The following is a 19,525-nucleotide window of genomic DNA, read 5'->3' as shown; positions in this document are numbered from 1 at the left end:
AAAAGTCATAGTTTGTTAAACCTATCAGAAAGTCTGTATTCCAAACTTCAATAATTTTTTTGGTAAGGTATCGTCTAAATTCATAATATCTGCATCATTTAGTTCTATTAGCTTAAAATCATATTTTTGGTAGATTTCTAGCTTTCTTGTTTTTCTCTCATTATATTTTTCATCGTTCTCATAACCCCAGTATTCAATGTATACTTTACCGACTGGTAGATAGAAGTCACAATATACTTCCTCTTCAATAGGCAGTTTACGTTCGTAGGCATGTACTATTTCTGACATGTACAGCCAGTTATCAATGAGCATTTCAGCTTTTGAACGAACATAATGCCCATCTGCTGTTCTTAGCTTCGCTTCAAATTTTTCTCTAAACCCAACCGAATTTGAATTTGGCTCATCCTTTTCTTGAGATGAATCGCCGCTAATTACCTTGAACGTTTCTTTTAAACGCTTGTTTTCTATAATACCTTCAGGCCAAGCTACAAACGGAATGCCTGTTTTTTCATACTCTAGTTGCTTACCACCTAAACTCTTTCCGAGCTTTGTTAATACCCACCCTTTACGTTCTCTCTCTACCCAACCTAGCTCAGACAGGATAGGATTTAATCGATTTCTAGATACACTGAATACCTCACTTAATGAGGTTGTATTCAGCATCTTCACATCCTTATTTTTCATTCTCTTAACTAAGTCTAAATCATCTTTAATGCTTTCAGGCCACGCTATCCAAGATCCCCGAAGAGAATCCGATTTTATTTGACCACCCTTTTCAATACCAAGCTCAGTTAACTTCCAGTGTTCATCTTTTCTTTCAATCCACCCCAGCTGAACTAGATAGGAAAAAAGTTCACTGGTAGGAACTTCAATTAACTTAGATAAACTTGTTGTTGATATGTATTTTAATTGGTTATTAACAGTCATATTTTTCCTTCCTTTCTAAAACATCCTTTCGACAATTTTCTACTATTCCCTCCAATTAAAATCAAAATAACCCACTATTCAGTAGGTTATTTTGAGATTTGCTTATATACAAAAAACTTTCTCTCGCTATTTCTTCGCTAATAACCACACTCTCAACATGACTCGAGTAATCAGTGTGAACATGTACGAAGTGCTTTCGCCAATGCTCGTTTCAATATTCAAACTTCTTTCGATAATGCGCTAAAGCAAGCAGGGGAAATATATACCGATAACTATGATAATGGATATAAAAAGCTCCTCCCATACCTTGACCTTTTGGATAGTCAGTGGTCCAATCCTCTTTTTCAAGGGAATCCAGCAAATAGGTTATTCCTTTTTGGATGGGTGTAGTCGGTCGGTCAGCAATTGTTATCAAGGCATCCAACGCCCAAGCCGTATCCGTCAGCGTGCTCGTCTTTAATGGAACGTAGGTATTTTTAATGTCACTTTGGCACGATTCGCCCCACCCGCCGTCCGAATTCTGGAAACTTCTCAGCCATGCCTCCGCCTTTTGAATGCTTGGATGGCTTTTCGATATGCCCACTGCTTTCAAACCTGTAATCGCACCCCATGTGCCGTAAATATAACAAATCCCCCAACGCCCGTACCACGCCCCATTCTTCTGCTGATTTTTTAACAGCCAATTTACAGCATTCTGGATAACGGAATGGCTGGTAGGAATGTTCGTATAATTCCCTAAAAATTCAAGCGTTCTTCCGGTCAAATCCGCACAAGAGGGATCCATCAGCAGAAACTGCCCCTTTTCAATCGGAAGGAATTCTAATAGCTTGGAATCGGTATTCTTTTCAAAAGCAGGCCAACCGCCATTATCGTTTTGCATCGTCAAAAACCAGCGGATACCTCTTTCCCAGGCAGTCCGCTTCTGCGACGAAATTCTGGATATGGACCTTAACGAGGCAGTCGTGTCATCTACGTCTGGATTCATAGTATTCACATCAGAAAAACCCCATCCGCCCGGCAAGCTGCTCGGATTGTGCACGGCCCAGTCGCCAAAGCGGTCATGTTGGCGGCTCAGCAAATACTTGTTTGCCTTTGTCACCATCGGGTTTTCGTGCGAAATTCCTGCTGCCTGAAGTGTATAACCTATTAGCGAGGTATTCCACACATTAGCCGTGGTGTATTGCATATGTGGGTAGCCATTTATTTCGCATTTCATTGCCCTAATCCCATGGATGGCTTTGGTAATGACCGGATCAGTTTTTTTATACCCTAACGAAAGCAGGGCAAAAATCATCAAAAAGGTACTGCTAAAATAACTATAAAAAGTTCCATCCCGTTCCAGATGTTCCAACATATATTTTTCCGCACGCTCAAGGGCTAACCGATGAAGTTCCCTCGGGATGCCCAGCAATCTTTTGACTCCGTCCTGAATAAAGGAGAGCAGCGAGCGCCATTCACTTGAGCGAATCCACTCGTCCTCATCATCCCTTATCAATTTCAAATCTGACAGGTCAGGAGCATTTGCTGTTTTAATGGAGAACTTTTTATCAGCTAGTATCATAATCGGGGTCAGATTGGATCTTCCGAAAACAGATAAAGAAAAGAAATTGATTGGGAAGTCGTTCGGAAGCAAAATGATTTGAATTGGCAAGGGGGTAAAGGATGGCCATTTATATTGTCCGGTCAGTGCCAGCATTATTTTCGTTAACATGCTCACTTCCGATAAACCGCCGTTTGTGAGAATAAACTTTTTGGCGGCGCGAAGACGCTCGTCTTCTTCACGGTACAATCCTGAAAAAATCAGTGCATAATAGGCATCTAAAGTTGCGGTAATGTTTCCTTCTCCTTCATCATAAAAAAGCTTCCATGCTCCATTTTTCTGCTGTTTACTTAAAATCCTTTGGCAAAGCCCTGCAATTAAATCCTCATCATTAATTTCTAAAGTCCTTAATAAAATAATCATATAGGCATCGGTAGTAATACCCGTATCAAACGGATAGGCCCATGACCCATCGGGAGATTGATCTTTTCGAAGTGTTTCAATTATCCATCTTATCCCTTTCACAGTATCCATCGTTCCCCAGCACTCCTTCCTCCCGCAAAAGCATCTGTACGCTAAACATATTCGGCTCAACGATAGAGAATTCATAAGGGAGGGAATTCCTATCTTTTTTATAGGAAATCGCCAAAAAACACCACTTGAAACGATTCGCGAGGAATTAAAGAAAAGAAAGAAACACTTCCCTGCCCTCTCCAATGAGTTAACTCTTTCAGAGAAAAATCTTTTGAACAAAATTAGATGGATAACACAGGAACACAACCTAAATAATGTGACTAGAACAAAAGCCTATCTCGAGTTTTATCTCCGGCATCCTGAAATCCACTGGGCATTTTTAGCCCATATGGTATCACGGAACGGCGGATGGAATATGACCGATCTCAAGGGAGAGTTTCTAACCAAACTGCTCTCAAAAAAGGTGCAGGAATCATTTTTTCATTTTTTAGAACGCAGCAATTGGCTGATTTTCCAAGATGCATACCCGCAATTCCTGCTTTACGATGAGAGTTTAAAGCAAAATAGACCAATGTTTTATCTACTGCCTCAACTGAATATTTCTTTTTTTATGGAAACGATTTGGAACTATTTTTGGAGAGTCCAAGATACGTATATTCATTGTATAGCGTTAGTTATCAATGAACAAAGCTACTTGGAACAAAGGGTCATTCAAAATCCCCATTATCTAAAAGAAGTATTAAACAAAACTGAATTTCACCTTCAGAGTTGGTTGTCATTTAATCAAATTCTTTTTCCTTCGGAAGGTGAGAATTTAAAGGGGCAGACAGTTCACCAATTCCAATCTCTCCATGAGAGAATTTTACTTGGAAAAAGGCTATATACCATTTTGTTTAAGAATAAGGAATTTAATAGACAGGCACTGGATTGGGCGAAATGTCATCCACATACTGGATCAAGGAAGGATTACTGGCCGCATTTATTCAATGATGTAAATGAAGGTACGCCGGGAATTACCAATCCATTAAAGTTAAAATCTTGCCTGCTTCGCAAGGGAGCGATGAGAATTTACAGCCCAAAACTGGAGTATGCCTGGAAAAATATCAGCCAGCCGGAAGCAGAACCTGGGGATTGGTTACAAGATATAAACGTAGTGGATTATTTAGAGGAAGACCTAGAAATGATAGAAGGAGAGATTAAGAATGAATACTGTAAAACATTGGAGCGGCTCGAGGTTGCCGCTCTTGCCAATAAAACGATTCATTTTTTGCAATAAAGAAACACTGTACATTCCACATGACTTGTCTGTTGGTCACTAATATTTTCTTAATTGTGCTACCTCTGCATCGTTTCCCTGTTGAATTAACTCTTTCAATTCACCGAAACTAATCTGTCAGCAAACACAATTTCAGATGAAAAACCTCTCGATTGGAGGTGAATGAGTTATTTTTATAACGTACTAAGCCGTAGTTCATAAAAATATTGCACAATTGGATGCTTTAATTTCATCTTCTCGGTCATGTTTAAAATCCGCTTTTTTCCAACTCGTCTGTCCACCAAAGCTAGAATATTCAATAAGATATCATTGCTCTCCATGCTTTCCTCTATAGGACTGGATAAAAACTTATTAGCAACAACTATAAAATTTGATTTACTTAATGATGATTGTGCTGACAAAAGCTCCTTTGCATATTCTGATATTTTTCTACTTCTTGCAATTACTTTTAGACGATCCTCCGGAACTGTTCCCTTGGTGTCTTTTCTGATCGCTTCAATTTCCTCATCATGGATAGGAATTTGGATAGCTGAATCATTCTTAATTTCCAGCTCCGTCAGATACCATCTGATTAAGGTAGTTTTATCACTCATATTGAGTATGTTCTTTTTATCTACCGCAATATAACAAAGTCCTGCTTTATCAGGTAAATAACGGTAGCCGGTTGCACGGTATTCGACCCTTCCATATAACGCAGGACAGAGAAAACTCTCTAGTTGTTGTCTCAATTTGCTCCAGGCCATGTAATCCTCCAATGTTCTATATGATAAATACCTATTATGGGAGTTGTACTATTACCCATAATACAATTCTCCGAGTGTATTTTCGCTAAAAAAAACTCTATCGCTGTGGGGAGAGGTCAACAATTTTTGAAAAAGGTCGCCAATACACCTCAATCATTAGTCTTTCCTGACCAACAGTGAGCAACACTACACGTGTGTAGCATAAGTAAAATTGTCATGAAGGAGTATCAAAACGATAAGTAGAATACACAATAACAAATTAAGGAATAAAGAAATCAGGAGGGTATCATGGGAAGATTAGTTCATTTCGAAATTCATGTAGATGACATGGGGCGTGCTAAAACGTTTTATGGAGAGGTATTTGGGTGGGCATTTGAAGATTGGAGTGAATATGCTGGAATGCCTTATTTTGGGGCTGTGACTGGCGATGCAAACGAGCCTGGAATTAACGGAGCTTTGATGCAACGTCAAGGCGCTTCCCCAGAACCTGGCCAGGCTGTGAATGGTTATGCCTGTACAATGGGAGTGGAAGATTACGATTCAACTGAAGAAAAAATTCTAAAAAATGGAGGCAAGGTCGCCCTTCCAAAGTATGCTCTGCCTGGAATGGCGTGGCAAGGATATTATATGGATACCGAAGGCAATATTTTTGGTATTCATCAGCCAGATGTGAACGCTAAATAGAATCCTTTTAAAATATTAACTACAAATCGTGATCCTATGATTGAAGAAAGAGAGTACTTCAAAAGCGGTACTCTCTTTCATTTGGTAAAGACTAGTATGCTTTGTAACACACAGCACTCTACATGTGCTGAGGTGATACGGAGTACCCAACATACGTCCAAACCGACGCAGAGAGTTAATGAGATTATAGACAAGATTAATTTCTAAATCTATACTTTACCAGTAACTACCGTTTAACTACATTAATCATTACCTTTAACGAGCAGAAAGTTCCGTATTTTCATAATGGAGAGGTGTGTTCAACATGAATAAGAAAGTGTACAAAGGTGAAGACATCGAAATTTATTTTGATTCGGAGAAATGCATTCATTCCGGCGTTTGTGTGAAAGGGATGCCCGAGGTATTTGATCTGAGCAGGCGACCATGGGTTAATGCTACAGGATCAACTGCGGACAAGATCGCTGCCCATATCGACACTTGTCCAAGTGGAGCACTGACCTACAAGCTGACATCAAAGCCTTCTGACAAACAAGACTAATAAGGAGTGAAATAAATGAATAAGGTTCAACATAATGCGGATGGACATCAATTTTATATTGAAAAGGACGGAAAGCTGGTGGCCGAAATGACATATAGCGTTACCAGTGAAACTCTCTATATTATAGATCACACCTATGTGGATGATCATTATCGCGGACAAGGATTAGCTGAGGAGCTAATGTCTAAAGTCGTTGATTATGCGCGGCAGTATAAGATCAGACTACTCGGGCTTTGTCCTTTTGCTAAGAGACAATTGGAGATAAGACCAGAATACGCGGATGTGAAATATTAATCCATATTTACAGAAGAAAAGGCAGGTTCAGTTACTTATGGACTTGCCTTTTTTGATGCGACAGATTGTAAAAAGGTCATGTTTCTGTAGCCTGCTAGACCTATTAAATTTATTCATCGTTGTTCCGATAGGGTCAATTGACAGCAAAAGCAAACTTGACTCGATATAAACAAAAGCCCAATCCATTCATCAGATGAGGTTTAGGCTTTTGTTTCATATAAACTATTTAGATGTCTCTTTATTTATCGATTAGCTGTGTTGACACTACACACTCAACATGCCCCGTTTCGTGATTGTTTAGAAAGTGGACGAATCCCTTATCTCCCAATTAATTTAAGTGATGATTCTCAGCGCTTTGGGTAATCAGGATGATCAACGCTTATCATAAAGATTTTTATTGTGTGGTCAAAAATGTGGTCAATCTTTAGGTCTTTAGGATTTTTTCATCCGAGCCTGTCTAGCAGCCTCTTCACGAACATTTAAGTTAGCATTTACAATCAAATGATACATTCTAAAGGTATCACTATCTTCGGGGTTTTTATGTTCTGTAACTAAGACATATTTCATCCCCTCAACTGGATTGACACTTAATGTTTCAAAGTATTTGATGCCATTAACTTCTATATAGAAATCTTCCAATTGTTTTATTCTATTTTTGAGTACTGTCGACAATGTTACCGACTTATTGAAAATTATTGTGAAACCAAAAGAAACGTTTTCTGTCATATAACCAAGCAACTGTTTTAACTGATCTGTAAAATTTCCCCACTCTTTATTTTCCCCAACTGCTATAGGATTATATAAACTTTTATCATTCCGATAAATAAAAAAATCTATTTCTCCTATTACTTTTTTTGCAAACCCACCTGGCATTTCTCTGGAAATGTGCAGACCTCTTTCCTCTAGGTTCATCCAAAGAAAATTACATATATAATCACTCAGTTCTGTTTCGGAAGTCCTCATAAGCTTTATAGGATTATGTTGCAATCTTTTCGTTGCTGAGTGTAACAAAGATACTATCAATTGTTCATCGCTAATTTCCTGATTGTTTAGCGTTTTTTTAGAGGATATGTAGTCTTCTCTTATGTCATTAGGCATTAAATCAGTGTAATTATCTAAGTTAATATGTAGGAATTCTTGAACAAATTCAGGAGATTTTCTATAAATACTGATTAATTTTGGTATTTGCAAAAAATCGTTATCTTGAAACAGTAATGTTCTATACATATACATGTCATTTATATTTCGGGCTATATATTCATCGTCCTCTGTCCGAATTAACTTTTCATCAATACTATCAAATTCAATTTCATCATATTCATCTGATACTTCCTTCCACCAACCAAGAAGTGAAAAAAGAGCATATTCATGAAGCGGGTATAATTCGCGTTCATACTTATCCATTGTAAATTCTTGTAATTCATAAATTACGCGGCTACATTTTTCCAGATCTTCTCTAATTAAAAATGGCGGGAAAATTCCCTGCAAAAATACCTCGAACCCAGATGTTTCACAGTAATCTATGAACATTTCAAGTATAGAATGAATATTCTCATTCACTTGCTTAGCTATCTCTTTTGAAATTTCTGCATAAATATTGATCATCTGAATCCCCCTTCAACAAGGCTTTCGCCGTTTACGTTACATTTTCTCCATCATTGGAAACATCACAGTGAAAACGAGTCTCTATCAGCAGGTACTTGTCGGAACCTTGCGAAGTAAAGCGGCGCAACGCACCAAAAGGGCGTGGGGCGAAGCCCACGCCCTTAGGTGGTTAATACAAAAGACAAATGAATTAAATTTCAACAGTAATGGATTTTACTTTACCAAGAATTTCATACTCATTGTTATCAAATTCAATTGGCTCATATATGGGATTTTCACTTATAAGAGCAGTAGTATTTGATAGGACAACATACTTTCTTACTAAGAACTTTTCTTCCGAAAATTTTTTCACAACGACTGTATCTCCACTTTTTATATCTTCTGGTTTATCGATATGTAGTAGAGTACCCTTTTTTATTCTAGGCTCCATTGAGTCGTCGTTCATTCTTGCCCCTAGCAATCCCGTTATTTTATAAACGTACTTTCCATCTTGTTCTTCTTTTGCTACTTGGTAATAGTCAGCCTTTATGTTTGGTAATTTATTAAGATAATTTTTGGTGTTTCTAACTAACTCAATTTCAGATTTTGTATTTAAATCTTTTTCTACTAAACTTAATTGTTCGTCTGTCAAAATACTGCCAAGCATTGAGAGGGTCATGCCCTTTATTGTAAACTTCATTTCTTGAATTAATTCTTTAATATACTCAGGAGCTTTTTCAATATACCCCTCGTAACGAAATCTCTCAACTTCACCTCCACAAACTTTAGCAATCGCTACATTTACTTCATCGGATGCAGGGGCTTGTCTTTTAGTCTGAAGTTTACTGATATATGATCTATTAATTTTGACCCCATACTCGGCTTGGCACTTATCCGCTATCTCTTGTAAAGTTAGTCCAGATTTATCTACCATCTCAATGAGAGTCTCATAATATCCCATTATTATCTTCCTCTCTTTATTTTTCGTATGTGTGTTGAATTTAATGTTACTTTTTAATCATCATTGTTGACAAAAACATAAACAGAGTATACCATAATTTTAAAGTGATTTTTTAGTAACATACGATTACAACATTGTAACATTTAAGGTAGGGTGATTATTTGAAAATAAAATCCTCTAGTAAATTAGTTATTGAGATTGAAAAATATCTCCAGATGCAAGCAAAAACTAGAGCTATACAAATTAGTATTGAAAAAAAGCTTTTAGGACTTATTGGCGAAGCTCGGCAAGCCATGAAGTGAGCGCAGCCTACCAGTATGGAGCGCAGCGGAATACTGGCTTGGTCTTGATATGGAGTGGCGAGATGTGCCAGGCTGGTTTAGCGGACAGGCACGCTTCTAGCCTGACCGCTAAGCCTTGTCCTGCACACTTGCAGAGGCTCCATGTCAAGACTATGGCGTACCATCGGGAAGCCTAGCAACCCATATAACATGCTAGGCTCTAATTACAAGCTGACGGAGGTAGATGCCTTGATTTTAAAGGGTTTTGACACTATCGAATTTGGATTAAAAATCGAAAACTACGAATCGAATCTACGCCCTCACCTAGATGTTTTAAAAAAACTAAAGGAGGAAGCCCAAGAATCGGGCATTGAAAAAAACCACTTTATCAATAATGTCTCACTTACGGTACACCGGACTGGAAAACGTCTTTATCCATATCGACTGTCCTGTGATGACTTTATCATTTTTTTCATGGATAAGGAATCAAAAACAAATCCTCCTGTGTTCGTCCATTTCCTCTCAGGGTATATATGGTCTTACGGATTAGAAGGCGCTTATAAGCACTTCACAAATTGGTTCCGTTCATTAACCGACTCATATTATTATAATCAGATTTCTCGGATTGATATTTGCGCTGATAGTGATTTAGTTACTTTTAAACAGATAGATTCAAAAGGAGTGATAACCAGAGCTAGGAAAAAAGAAGATTGCTTTGTTAGTGGGGAATATTCTCGGGGAAGAAAATTCTCCGGATTCCGAGTAGGTATTGGTGGCCCCTTACTAGCCCGAATTTATAACAAGACTCTGGAGATTCAGAAATCCGGTAAAGACTGGTTCAAACAAATTTGGCGTGATCATGGTTGGAAGGATGATAAAGATGTTTGGCGAGTTGAGTTTCAACTACGAAGGGAGGTGTTAAAAGAGTTTTCTATAAACACGATTGAAGAACTATTGGCAAAGGAGAGTGGTTTATGGGCGTATTTAACCCAAGAATGGCTTACGATCAGGCAGCCTTCTAAGGATAATGTTTCTCGGTGGAAACTAAAAAGGAAATGGCGAATCATACAACAAGCTGATTTAGATTATGAAGCCTCACCACTTACAAGAGAATTAGTAAAGCAAGGTAATATGAAACAACTTCTTGACCAAGGAGCAGGAATTTTACTCTCCATTGCTGCGGTTGGGAATCATGATTCAATTGACGATACTACTAGACTATTCAAGTCCTGGGCAGAGATCGGCCTAAATAAAAAAAATACGTCTTTCCAAGATGAGAAAGAACGTAGAAGAAAAAAATACTTACTTACTGATTAGCTTAAAACAGATTCAGGGGGAAATGCAATGGTACCTAAAAAAATATTTGCCATGGAAGAATATCCGTTAGTTTTAAATGCTCAACATCTGGCTGAAATTATTGGCGTTTCAACAAGAATCGCCTATGAAATCATGGAAAAAACAGGCTTTCCATTAATCCGTATCGGACGTTGCAAACGTGTCGCTCGTGATGCCTTTTTCAAATGGCTAAACGAACAATACGTCTAGGAGAGATTCTGGATGAAGGGATATTTCCGTAAACGTGGCTCTACGTGGTCATTTACTGTTGATATTGGACGAAAACCCGATGGTTCAAGGCATCAAAAAACAAAAAGCGGATTTAAAACAAAGAAAGCAGCAGAACAATCCTGCGCTGAAATGATCACCCAATTAAGCAAGGGAGATTATTTTGAACCAAGTAAGAAAACTCTTCAAGAAGCTATCGTTACGTGGCTTGAAACTACCTTGAAGCCATCGTTGCGAGTTTCAACTTTTGATAACTACTCCAAAGCAATTCTAAAGCGAATTATCCCAGCTTTAGGAAGGTTCAAATTGAAAGAAATTCAAACGGAACATATTCAATCCTTTTACATGTCACTTACTGATGAGGGATTGTCACCTGAGTATATCAGGTATTTACACTCAATCATTAAAAGCTTTTTCAAACATCAGGTAAGATTACAGAACATTCAAAAAAACGTAGTTGAATTTGCTGTTCCTCCTAGAATTAAACGAAAAGAACAAAAAACATGGACGATTGAAGAAGCTGTGAAATTTCTTGAAACCGCAGGTAATACAAACAAGACCTACTACATAATTTACCTACTTGCACTCTATACTGGTTTGCGAAAAGGAGAGATTCTTGCTTTACGTTGGAAAGACTGTGACCTAACCCAAGGAAAAATTAGTGTTCGTAATACTCTTTATTACTCCAAGGGTAAATTTGATTTTTTGGAACCAAAAACTAGCCGGTCTAATCGCTTGATCTCTATTCCTGAAACAGTTATTTCGGAACTAAAACTACATTATCAAGAACAGGAAAGGCATAAGCAGGAATTAGTTAATATTTATCAAGACTATGATTTAATTGCAACTAATGAGATTGGGCTTCCTATTCATCCACGTAGTTTGACTGGACATTTCCGGCAGACCATCAGAAGTGCGGGAGTTCCGCTGATACGATTCCATGACCAGAGGCATACGCACGCAACAATTCTATTAAAGATTGGTGAGCATATAAAAATAGTCTCTGAGCGTCTTGGGCACTCCAATTCAGCTATGACCTTGAATGTATATAGTCACGTTACTCCTGATATGCAAATCGGTGCAGCAAGAAAATTTGAACAAGCAATGAAAATGGAGGGTTTGAAAGATGATGACTAAGGAACAAGCAATTTTCTTTGAAACTATGGATGACCTAAATTTTGAAGGCGATCTTGAACCACTATTATTTGCGTATCACGATTTTGTTGTAGGATTTGATTTTACAAATGTAACTGATATAGAAATACATCGCAGAGCTAAAGAATGCCTTCTACAACATAAAGAATTGTTAGATTCACCTATTTGTTTTTATGACGAAAGACATAACATTCTCGAAACGCTAGATTTAGACAGTGCTGAATGGGAGTATTTGGATTATATACGTGATGGGATGGAGATACCAGTATGAACAATAAAACAAAATTCATTTCAAAAATATCTGAATTTGGATTTGATATTAATAAGCCGTTTCAAGCTTCATGTTCAGGTGATGAGGATGGAGTTAATCTATCTTTAATTATACAGGGTAATGAGAAGAAGTTTTGGAATTCAGACATAAGGTTAGCAACTATCGTTCATTTAATAGACTCTATCGATTACAAGCATGATTTGAATGCAGATTATAACCTTTTTCAAAAATACCTGTTAGCCATTTTAGACTCCATTGGAAATGCTATTAGTTGGGCAGCACCATATGATGATGAAGAACGAAACATTGAAATAGTAAAGAAATTCATAGAGCACGCTTTAAATTCTAATATTGTTGTTGAAGCTGAACAGGAAGGATTAATCGACCAAAAGGAAGATGATTTAGATTTTGGTTTTTAGTTTAGGGTAATCTGTTCGACCTACAAAGAAGGATTAATTCATGACAAATCCTCAAAAGCAAAGCCTTGTACATTATTATCTTGAGTTAACATTTAAACAAATTAATTCAGAAGGTGATTCAATTGAAATTCTATAATACAAAATACAAGACTGATGAAAATGGTAACATCATCGAATGTCAGATTGAGTTATACGTAAACAAGGAAAAAGTTGATGAAACAAATCTTGTTCTGGGATCAACTTACCAAACCAATCCTAGAAGTAAAGCAAAAAAAGCTCGGAGAATGGGAGTCCTAATTAGCTTTCTAAAAGATGAGATAGGCAATCCAGTTTGGGGATTGATAAGATTTTTAGATACTAATAGAACTGGAAGAGTAGAACTAACAAAATTAATCTAAAGTATGTCTTAAAATCAAGTCTATTCTCTATGTGTTAAAGGTAAGTGGTAGGGGTAACAGAAAGGTATCCCAGGCGCTCTAACTAAGCGCTTAAATGGGCTTATGGGGCTAGCACGATGGCAGCGTGTACGCTGCCAAAGGCTAGCCTATTATAAAATAAAGGGAGTAGTAAAATTACATGAGCAGGAGTAAAAAAGTATTTCAGCCAACTCAATCTCAAATTAGATTGCTTAGACTGTTAAATCTCCCCTATGATGTTAATTCAGATTACTATGCTATTGCTGAATTACTTCATGCTAATGGCTTCCCTAAAAATGGTCTCCCTGAAGATGTAAATCCTATGAAGGTTAGGAACTGGACTGATAAGGAACTTTTGCTTATGGCAATAAAACAGAAACACATGTTAGATGAACACGGGATGAAATGGTGCTCGGTTTGTAAAGACTACCATGAAATCAAACATGATGAATGTTGAACTGCCTATCAATAAATTACTGTTTGTGGTCAAATTGTGGTCATTAGTCCTCTATAGGTATTCCTACAAAAGCAAAAACCCTTGATTCCCAAGGGTTTTTCTCATTTATTTAAGATTCAACAAGGCAACTGACTCCACATGCCCCGTATGCGGGAACATATCCACCGGCTGAACCTCTCTCAACTCATACAATTCATTTAGAACTTTCAAATCCCGCGCCAACGTCGACGGATTACATGACACATAAACCACCCGCTCCGGCTTCATCTGCAAAATGGTCGTGAGCAAAGCTTCGTCGCAGCCTTTTCGCGGCGGGTCAACCACCAGCACATCCGGACGAATCCCTTGCTCTTTCCACGCTGGAATCACTTCCTCAGCAGCCCCTACTGCAAAAGTCACATTGGTAATACCATTCAGTTCGGCATTCCGGTTGGCATCGGCGATCGCTTCGGGAACGATCTCGACTCCGTAGACGCGCTTTGCTTTTTGGGCTAGGAACAACGAAATGGTTCCGATTCCACAGTATGCGTCGATTACAATTTCTTCTCCGTGAAGTCCAGCGTACTCCAGCGTCTTGTTATAGAGTACCTCTGTCTGTGTCGGGTTCACCTGATAGAACGATCTTGCGGAAATGGCGAATCGTACAGGGCCAATCGTATCGTAAATGACATCACTGCCCCAGAGGGTAAACGTCGTATCGCCAAAAATGACGTTAGTTCGTTTGTCGTTAATGTTTTGCACAAGGCTTTTGACTTGCGGAATTCGCGTGCGAATAGTTTCGATTAGCTGGTCTAGGCCTGGAATAAATGCCTCAGTGGTGATCAGCACGACCATGATTTCACCTGTATTGGCTCCGACGCGAGAGACCACGTGGCGCAGAAGTCCGGTATGCGTGGCTTCGTTGTACGCTTGAATACCTAGCTGGTTGGCTACTTGCTTGACGATTCGAACTACCTCGTCGTTGGCCTGATGCTGGATTAAGCACTCGTCCATGTCGATGATGCGGTGAGACTTCTCGGCGTAGAAGCCACCGATCAGTCCGCCTTCTTCTTCTCCAATCGGAACTTGCGCCTTGTTGCGATAGCGCCAAGGTTCTGCCATTCCCAGCGTAGGATGAACGACAATTCCCTGTCCTTCGAGATCAAAATTTCCAATTCGCTTGAGATTATCGATGACGATTTGACGTTTATGGACAAGCTGTTCGCTATAGTGGATATGCTGCAACGAGCATCCACCGCACTCGTCAAACAACGGACAAGGCGGCACTAAACGAGCTTCGCTTGGCTGCATTACCTCAAGCAGTTTAGCAAACCCGTACGTCTTCTTAGTATGCTCGACTTGCACTCGCACAATCTCACCCGGAAGTGCACCTTGCACGAATAAAGTATACCCTTCATGCCGTCCTACTCCCGCGCCTTCATGATTCAGCCCGTGAATCTCAAGATTAAGGACCTGTCCGTTTTGTACGGGGTAGTTACGTTCACTTGCGCTGCGATTTCTTTTTTGACTAGCTGGCTGGCTGGTTTGCCGATTCGTTTGGTTGCTGGCTGAACGAGTGCTATGGTTATTTTTCCGTCGATTGTTCTTCGGTTTGGCTTCTTTTGACACGTGGGGTTGGACTCCTTTGCTTCTACAATATGTGATCTGTCATGGGGTCTTCTGTCTGTTTATATTTATGGAACAAATACTTGCAGATGGTTCCGCAAAGCAACGCACTCGCACGGCAGCTGTCCGCCCAGTTCGCCGTCCAGATTCAGTTGAATTGGGTTCTTGCCCTGTGAAGTTGCTTTGAGATAATCGGTTTGAAAATATATGATGTTGGGGTCCTTCAAATGATCACCTTTGACTGCATAAGTGGATAAGCGAATGAATTCGGGCAGGCTCATCTTTTTCACGACGAGGCAGTCGAATTTGCCGTCTGATAAATCGGCGTGCGGGGCCAGGCGTTCAAAACCACCTACCGAACGGCTGTTAGCGATAAGGAACATCATGATTTCATCATCCACGATGACCTGATTTTTGGTCTCGATTCGGACGTGTGTCGGGTGGATGAATGGAAGCTTTTCCATACCTTTGACGTAATAGGCGAGCTGTCCAATCACGGTTTTGAGCTTGCTGGGTACTTCGTAGGTCAGCTCGGTGAGTGAGCCTCCTCCAGCGATATTGATAAAATAGCGATTATTGATACGCCCTAGATCAATCGGCTTACTTCGTCCATTGGCGATAACCTTCGCTGATAAACTGACTGATTTGGGGATACCAAGCGCTCTCGCAAAATCATTGGTCGTTCCCGCTGGAATAATCCCGAGTGCTGGACGGTTGTTTTTCTCTCCGATGCCGTTGACCACTTCATAGATGGTACCGTCGCCTCCAGCTGCGATGATGACGTCGAATCCGCGTTTGACCGCTTCTTCAGCCTCCCGTGTAGCGTCACCCGCTCCCTTGGTTGCGTAACAAGATGTTTCATAACCGGCTTCCTCTAGAATCTCTAGAATGTGGGGCAATTGTCGACGAATCCCCTCCCTCCCAGAGCTGGGGTTGTAGATTAGCCGTGTTCTTTTGGTTTTCACACATTTCCCTTCTTCCGTCCAAGCATTTCCGTAGCATCTTCTTACCATCATATCCTGTATAGCCGATTTTGGGAATTGCTATGCGATAATCGTTCGATTTCGTTAAGGATTCGCTCATATTCCTGTAATATTGAGGTGTTGGTCAATGGTAAGATAAACTTGAGATTCTTTTTATATAGGTTAGGGGTGAACCATGTGGATACTGCCATTATCGCTGGTGTCGATTTAGGTGGAACTGCTATTAAAGTAGCTTTGTTCGATACGACAGGCGCCATGTTGGGCAAGACGCAAGTACCAACTCCGGTTCAAGAAGGAATAGATACCATCATTTCTACCATTCATCATACCGTACTAAACCTGATTGGTGAAATCAAACTGGATAAAACCAAGCTGCTTGGCATTGGTGTAGGTGTGCCTGGATTTGTCGATGAAAAAACCGGAGTCATTCTGGAAGCTGTCAACCTCCATTGCAAAAACGTACCGCTTCGAGACAGCCTGCAAAAACTGGCCAATGTCCCTGTCTTTATCGGCAATGACGCCAACAACGCAGCTCTTGGCGAGATGTGGCAAGGATCTGGTAAAGGCGCAAATGACCTTGTTGCCATTACGCTTGGTACGGGGGTAGGCGGTGGAGTGATCGTCGGCGGTCAAGTGATTCAAGGTGTGACGGGTGCTGGCGGAGAGATCGGGCACATCTCAATCGTTCCGAGTGGGGGGCCGCAATGCAATTGTGGCAAAACCGGCTGTCTCGAAACCTACACCTCTGCAACGGCCATTAAACGTGAAGGCAATCGTGCCGCACAGGAGCAAACCAGTCCGTTTTTGGCGGAGCGCTTGAGCAGTCAAGGGAAAGTGAATGCGAAGGATGTATTTGACGCAGCGATTGCAGGGGACGAGGCGGCGCTTGCCATCGTGGATCAGGCGGCGTATTATCTGGGACTTGGGCTTTCCCATCTCGCCACCATCTTGAACCCCGCCAAAATCGTCATTGGCGGTGGAGTTTCTGCGGCGGGTGATTTCCTGTTTGATCGCGTGAGAGCGTCATTTAAACAATTTACCTTGCCAATTTGCTATGACGCATGCGAGATTCTTCCCGCAACGACAGGCAATGACGCCGGTGTTATTGGTGCCGCGTGGCTTGTCTACAACGATCAGGTGTGACTCGGTGGCAGTTATACCCGAATAAAGTTGAAAAGCCGGAGCAATCCGGCTTTTTTCGTTCTATCACTCTTTTAGAGGTTAGGCTCCATTTTGCACTTCTTTCGAAACCGCCTGCTGTTTGGAGCGAGAGGTTACAACCAGCATCGCCCCGGCTAGAACGGTGATTCCGCCGATTAGTTGCAGCCAGGTTAAATGCTCATGCAATAGCAGTGTCGACAACAGGACGGTTACGAACGGCTCAACTGTGCTGAGAATCGAGGACTTGGTTGATCCAATTAACTCCAGCCCTTTGAAAAAAGTGAAAATCGACACAACGGTTGAGATCATGACGATACCGATTAACGCCCACCAGCCTTGAGGTAGGATGTTAAACTGCAACTGTCCTGTAAATGCTCCGACAATAAAAAAGGAGACAGACGCACCGAGACATATAAACGCGGTAGCAATCACAGGAGGGATATTTTTCACCAGCCTATTTCCTGCAAGTATATACAGCGCGTAAATGATGGCGGCCGTTAGCGCCAACAGCACTCCTGTCAGGTTCACTTGCCCGAATGACGTTCCCAGAATCATCACCAATCCGCCCAACGACAATAGTATAGCGAGCACAGTTTCCTTGGAGAGCGGTTCTTTTTCAACAAAATAAGCTAATATGGTCACGTAGATCGGAAACGTGTAAAGCAATAACGCTGCGAGTGATGCGGGAATGAATTTTACTGCCGAGAAGTATGTAAAAGACTGCGCCGCATACACCACAGACCCCATCAGCAAGAGTGAAAGAAGTTGTCTGGCGCTCAGTTTCCATTGTGGCTTGGTTACTCCGATAACTAGAAAAAACAGCACCGCTGCCATTAGAAAACGAAGGGCGAGCAGCGTCATGACAGTGAAGCCGCCATGATAGGCGTAAATGGCGAAAATAGGCATAAACCCGAATGCTGCCGCAGATAAGACGATGTATAATACCCCGACATAAAACCGATTCACGTTCTAACACACCTTTACCAAGGATTGTACTTTCATTATACATGATTATCGAATCAGCAAACGCTCCTGCCTGAAAAAGTACGCGGCCAACCAGATGGCAATCCCTACATAACACAAGGAAGATCCGATGGCCCCAAGGACATGCAGCCACTGTAAATCTCCGTAAAAAATCTCTTTAAACACAGCGGCCCCGTTAAAAAGCGGCAGAAAATGATAGTAGAGCGGGATATCCGCTGGATTAAGCGGCATGAGCATGTAGGAGGGAACGACGGCCAGTATCGCAATGGGAGCCAAATAGGTTTGGGCCTCCTTGAATGTCTTGGCGCTGGCGCTAACCGCTAACTCCACCCCCGCAAACATGGCGGCTAATAACAAGATCATCAGGAGAAGCACCAGTACGGATAACGGATTGAAAAAGCCTAGCGAAACCCCCGCTTCTTCTGTACCGATCGGAGCTACGGTATAAATGATCGACAAGCTGATCAGCGAGGCTGTCGCGCTTACCATCCCCATGATCATGGTAGTCAGAAGTTTGGCAATCAAAACACTACTTCCGGAAACAGGCGAGCTGATTAAAGCTTCCAGGGTCCCTCTTTCTTTCTCCCCAGCAATGAGATCGGTTGCCGCTGGTATCCCGCCTGACGCCAACGAGAGCATGAGCATCAACGGAATGATCGTTGCCAGCATGCTTCCTGACATCCTCTCCTTGCTTGCCACACTCGTCACATGAAGCTCAATCGGATGGATGGATTGCGTCGATAGGCCAACCGCTTCCAGCCTTTTTGCCACGACTTTTTGCTCATAATCTTGGATTACTTTCTCTATGGTCTCACGAGCGATAGTTGACTTCTGATTGGAGGGATCGTACCAGATCGGGATCGTGACATGTTGGCCCAAGGACAGCTGCTTTTCCAAACCGTTTGGCAGCTCGATAATCAGGCGAATCTTAGAAGTTTGCAGGGACTGAGCCGGGTTGGATGAATTCAATAGCTTGACTCCCGGTGTGGAGAGTATGTTTTGCGCCAATGGTTGATTCAATTCACCTTTGATGACAATGGGTATGTATGTCCTGGCATCCTGCTCTACGCCGCTGATGGCGGATCCCAACAGGAAAAAGACAAGCGGAATCAAGATAATTGGGATGGCAAACGCACCGACCCACGTCTTGCGATCACGCAGCAGGTCTGTGAATTCTTTGCGAAAGACGATCCAGATCGAACGGTTCAT

21 protein-coding genes are annotated in these 19,525 nt (G+C 41.0%); 12 read left to right on the top strand and 9 right to left on the bottom strand.

The features are described 5' to 3' along the window. Nucleotides 1–24: 24 nt before the first annotated feature. A complete protein-coding gene (locus ACQCN2_RS17960; protein ID WP_426930315.1) occupies nt 25–927 on the bottom strand; it encodes a glycerol kinase in 903 nt (300 codons plus the stop codon). Nucleotides 928–1,138: 211 nt separating this feature from the next. After that, nucleotides 1,139–3,052 carry a squalene--hopene cyclase gene (shc, locus tag ACQCN2_RS17955; protein WP_426930488.1) on the bottom strand — a complete coding sequence of 638 codons (1,914 nt, stop codon included), beginning with the start codon at nt 3,050–3,052 and terminating at the stop codon, nt 1,139–1,141. A gap of 49 nt (nt 3,053–3,101) precedes the next feature. Here shc and ACQCN2_RS17950 point away from each other — a divergent pair, with 49 nt between their 5' ends. After that, nucleotides 3,102–4,217, top strand: coding sequence for a DUF2515 family protein (locus ACQCN2_RS17950; RefSeq protein ID WP_426930487.1), 1,116 nt, complete (start codon nt 3,102–3,104; stop codon nt 4,215–4,217). A 173-nt stretch (nt 4,218–4,390) separates the two neighbouring features. Here the strand turns inward: ACQCN2_RS17950 and ACQCN2_RS17945 are convergent, their stop codons facing one another. Further along, a complete protein-coding gene (locus ACQCN2_RS17945) occupies nt 4,391–4,960 on the bottom strand; it encodes an SF0329 family protein (protein ID WP_426930314.1) in 570 nt (189 codons plus the stop codon). A gap of 288 nt (nt 4,961–5,248) precedes the next feature. Here ACQCN2_RS17945 and ACQCN2_RS17940 point away from each other — a divergent pair, with 288 nt between their 5' ends. The 3 genes from ACQCN2_RS17940 (at nt 5,249) to ACQCN2_RS17930 (ending at nt 6,476) form a co-directional block, all read left to right on the top strand. Continuing rightward, nucleotides 5,249–5,644 carry a VOC family protein gene (locus ACQCN2_RS17940; RefSeq protein WP_426930313.1) on the top strand — a complete coding sequence of 132 codons (396 nt, stop codon included), beginning with the start codon at nt 5,249–5,251 and terminating at the stop codon, nt 5,642–5,644. 304 nt (nt 5,645–5,948) lie between these two features. After that, a complete protein-coding gene (locus ACQCN2_RS17935; protein WP_426930312.1) occupies nt 5,949–6,182 on the top strand; it encodes a (4Fe-4S)-binding protein in 234 nt (77 codons plus the stop codon). Between the two features lie 15 nt (nt 6,183–6,197). Beyond that, nucleotides 6,198–6,476, top strand: a complete 279-nt coding sequence (locus tag ACQCN2_RS17930) for a GNAT family N-acetyltransferase (RefSeq protein WP_426930311.1) — start codon at nt 6,198–6,200, stop codon at nt 6,474–6,476. 432 nt (nt 6,477–6,908) lie between these two features. On the opposite strand, the gene ACQCN2_RS17925 is transcribed toward ACQCN2_RS17930, so the two are convergent. Both ACQCN2_RS17925 and ACQCN2_RS17920 read right to left on the bottom strand, forming a co-directional pair. After that, entirely contained in the window at nt 6,909–8,081 is a 1,173-nt protein-coding gene (locus tag ACQCN2_RS17925; protein WP_426930310.1) for a hypothetical protein, read from the bottom strand. A gap of 190 nt (nt 8,082–8,271) precedes the next feature. After that, the gene (locus ACQCN2_RS17920; RefSeq protein ID WP_426930309.1) at nt 8,272–9,021 is read right to left on the bottom strand and encodes a S24 family peptidase; all 750 of its coding nucleotides are present in this window, start codon (nt 9,019–9,021) and stop codon (nt 8,272–8,274) included. Between the two features lie 530 nt (nt 9,022–9,551). On the opposite strand from ACQCN2_RS17920, the gene ACQCN2_RS17915 reads away from it, so the two are divergent. From ACQCN2_RS17915 to ACQCN2_RS17885, 7 genes are all read left to right on the top strand, one after another. Then, complete coding sequence (locus ACQCN2_RS17915) at nt 9,552–10,619, top strand: replication initiation factor (RefSeq protein WP_426930308.1); 1,068 nt, start codon at nt 9,552–9,554, stop codon at nt 10,617–10,619. A 27-nt stretch (nt 10,620–10,646) separates the two neighbouring features. Further along, complete coding sequence (locus ACQCN2_RS17910) at nt 10,647–10,847, top strand: DNA-binding protein (protein ID WP_426930307.1); 201 nt, start codon at nt 10,647–10,649, stop codon at nt 10,845–10,847. 12 nt (nt 10,848–10,859) lie between these two features. After that, the gene (locus tag ACQCN2_RS17905) at nt 10,860–12,002 is read left to right on the top strand and encodes a tyrosine-type recombinase/integrase (RefSeq protein WP_426930306.1); all 1,143 of its coding nucleotides are present in this window, start codon (nt 10,860–10,862) and stop codon (nt 12,000–12,002) included. After that, nucleotides 11,992–12,291, top strand: a complete 300-nt coding sequence (locus ACQCN2_RS17900; RefSeq protein ID WP_426930305.1) for a hypothetical protein — start codon at nt 11,992–11,994, stop codon at nt 12,289–12,291. The genes ACQCN2_RS17905 and ACQCN2_RS17900 overlap by 11 nt, the downstream gene beginning before the upstream one ends. Next, nucleotides 12,288–12,710: a hypothetical protein gene (locus ACQCN2_RS17895; RefSeq protein ID WP_426930304.1), complete on the top strand. Its 423-nt coding sequence runs from the start codon at nt 12,288–12,290 to the stop codon at nt 12,708–12,710. The genes ACQCN2_RS17900 and ACQCN2_RS17895 overlap by 4 nt, the downstream gene beginning before the upstream one ends. 122 nt (nt 12,711–12,832) lie before the next feature. Continuing rightward, a complete protein-coding gene (locus ACQCN2_RS17890) occupies nt 12,833–13,108 on the top strand; it encodes a hypothetical protein (RefSeq protein ID WP_426930303.1) in 276 nt (91 codons plus the stop codon). Between the two features lie 178 nt (nt 13,109–13,286). Further along, nucleotides 13,287–13,583: a hypothetical protein gene (locus ACQCN2_RS17885; protein ID WP_426930302.1), complete on the top strand. Its 297-nt coding sequence runs from the start codon at nt 13,287–13,289 to the stop codon at nt 13,581–13,583. A gap of 105 nt (nt 13,584–13,688) precedes the next feature. Here ACQCN2_RS17885 and rlmD read toward each other — a convergent pair whose 3' ends face one another. Together rlmD and ACQCN2_RS17875 are read right to left on the bottom strand one after the other, a co-directional pair. Then, nucleotides 13,689–15,191 (bottom strand): 23S rRNA (uracil(1939)-C(5))-methyltransferase RlmD, encoded by a 1,503-nt coding sequence (rlmD, locus tag ACQCN2_RS17880; protein WP_426930301.1) that lies wholly within the window; start codon nt 15,189–15,191, stop codon nt 13,689–13,691. A 65-nt stretch (nt 15,192–15,256) separates the two neighbouring features. Continuing rightward, nucleotides 15,257–16,153: a diacylglycerol kinase gene (locus ACQCN2_RS17875; protein WP_426930300.1), complete on the bottom strand. Its 897-nt coding sequence runs from the start codon at nt 16,151–16,153 to the stop codon at nt 15,257–15,259. Nucleotides 16,154–16,348: 195 nt separating this feature from the next. On the opposite strand from ACQCN2_RS17875, the gene ACQCN2_RS17870 reads away from it, so the two are divergent. Continuing rightward, complete coding sequence (locus ACQCN2_RS17870) at nt 16,349–17,314, top strand: ROK family glucokinase (RefSeq protein ID WP_426930299.1); 966 nt, start codon at nt 16,349–16,351, stop codon at nt 17,312–17,314. Between the two features lie 78 nt (nt 17,315–17,392). Here ACQCN2_RS17870 and ACQCN2_RS17865 read toward each other — a convergent pair whose 3' ends face one another. Together ACQCN2_RS17865 and ACQCN2_RS17860 are read right to left on the bottom strand one after the other, a co-directional pair. Further along, a complete protein-coding gene (locus tag ACQCN2_RS17865; protein WP_426930298.1) occupies nt 17,393–18,298 on the bottom strand; it encodes a DMT family transporter in 906 nt (301 codons plus the stop codon). 45 nt (nt 18,299–18,343) lie between these two features. Then, nucleotides 18,344–19,525, bottom strand: a complete 1,182-nt coding sequence (locus ACQCN2_RS17860) for an ABC transporter permease (protein WP_426930297.1) — start codon at nt 19,523–19,525, stop codon at nt 18,344–18,346.

Source organism: Brevibacillus ginsengisoli (genome assembly GCF_050113715.1).
In the GTDB taxonomy this organism is placed as follows: domain Bacteria; phylum Bacillota; class Bacilli; order Brevibacillales; family Brevibacillaceae; genus Brevibacillus_H; species Brevibacillus_H ginsengisoli.
Note: the sequence above shows the minus strand (reverse complement) of the source record. Positions and strands in the feature narration are given on the sequence as shown.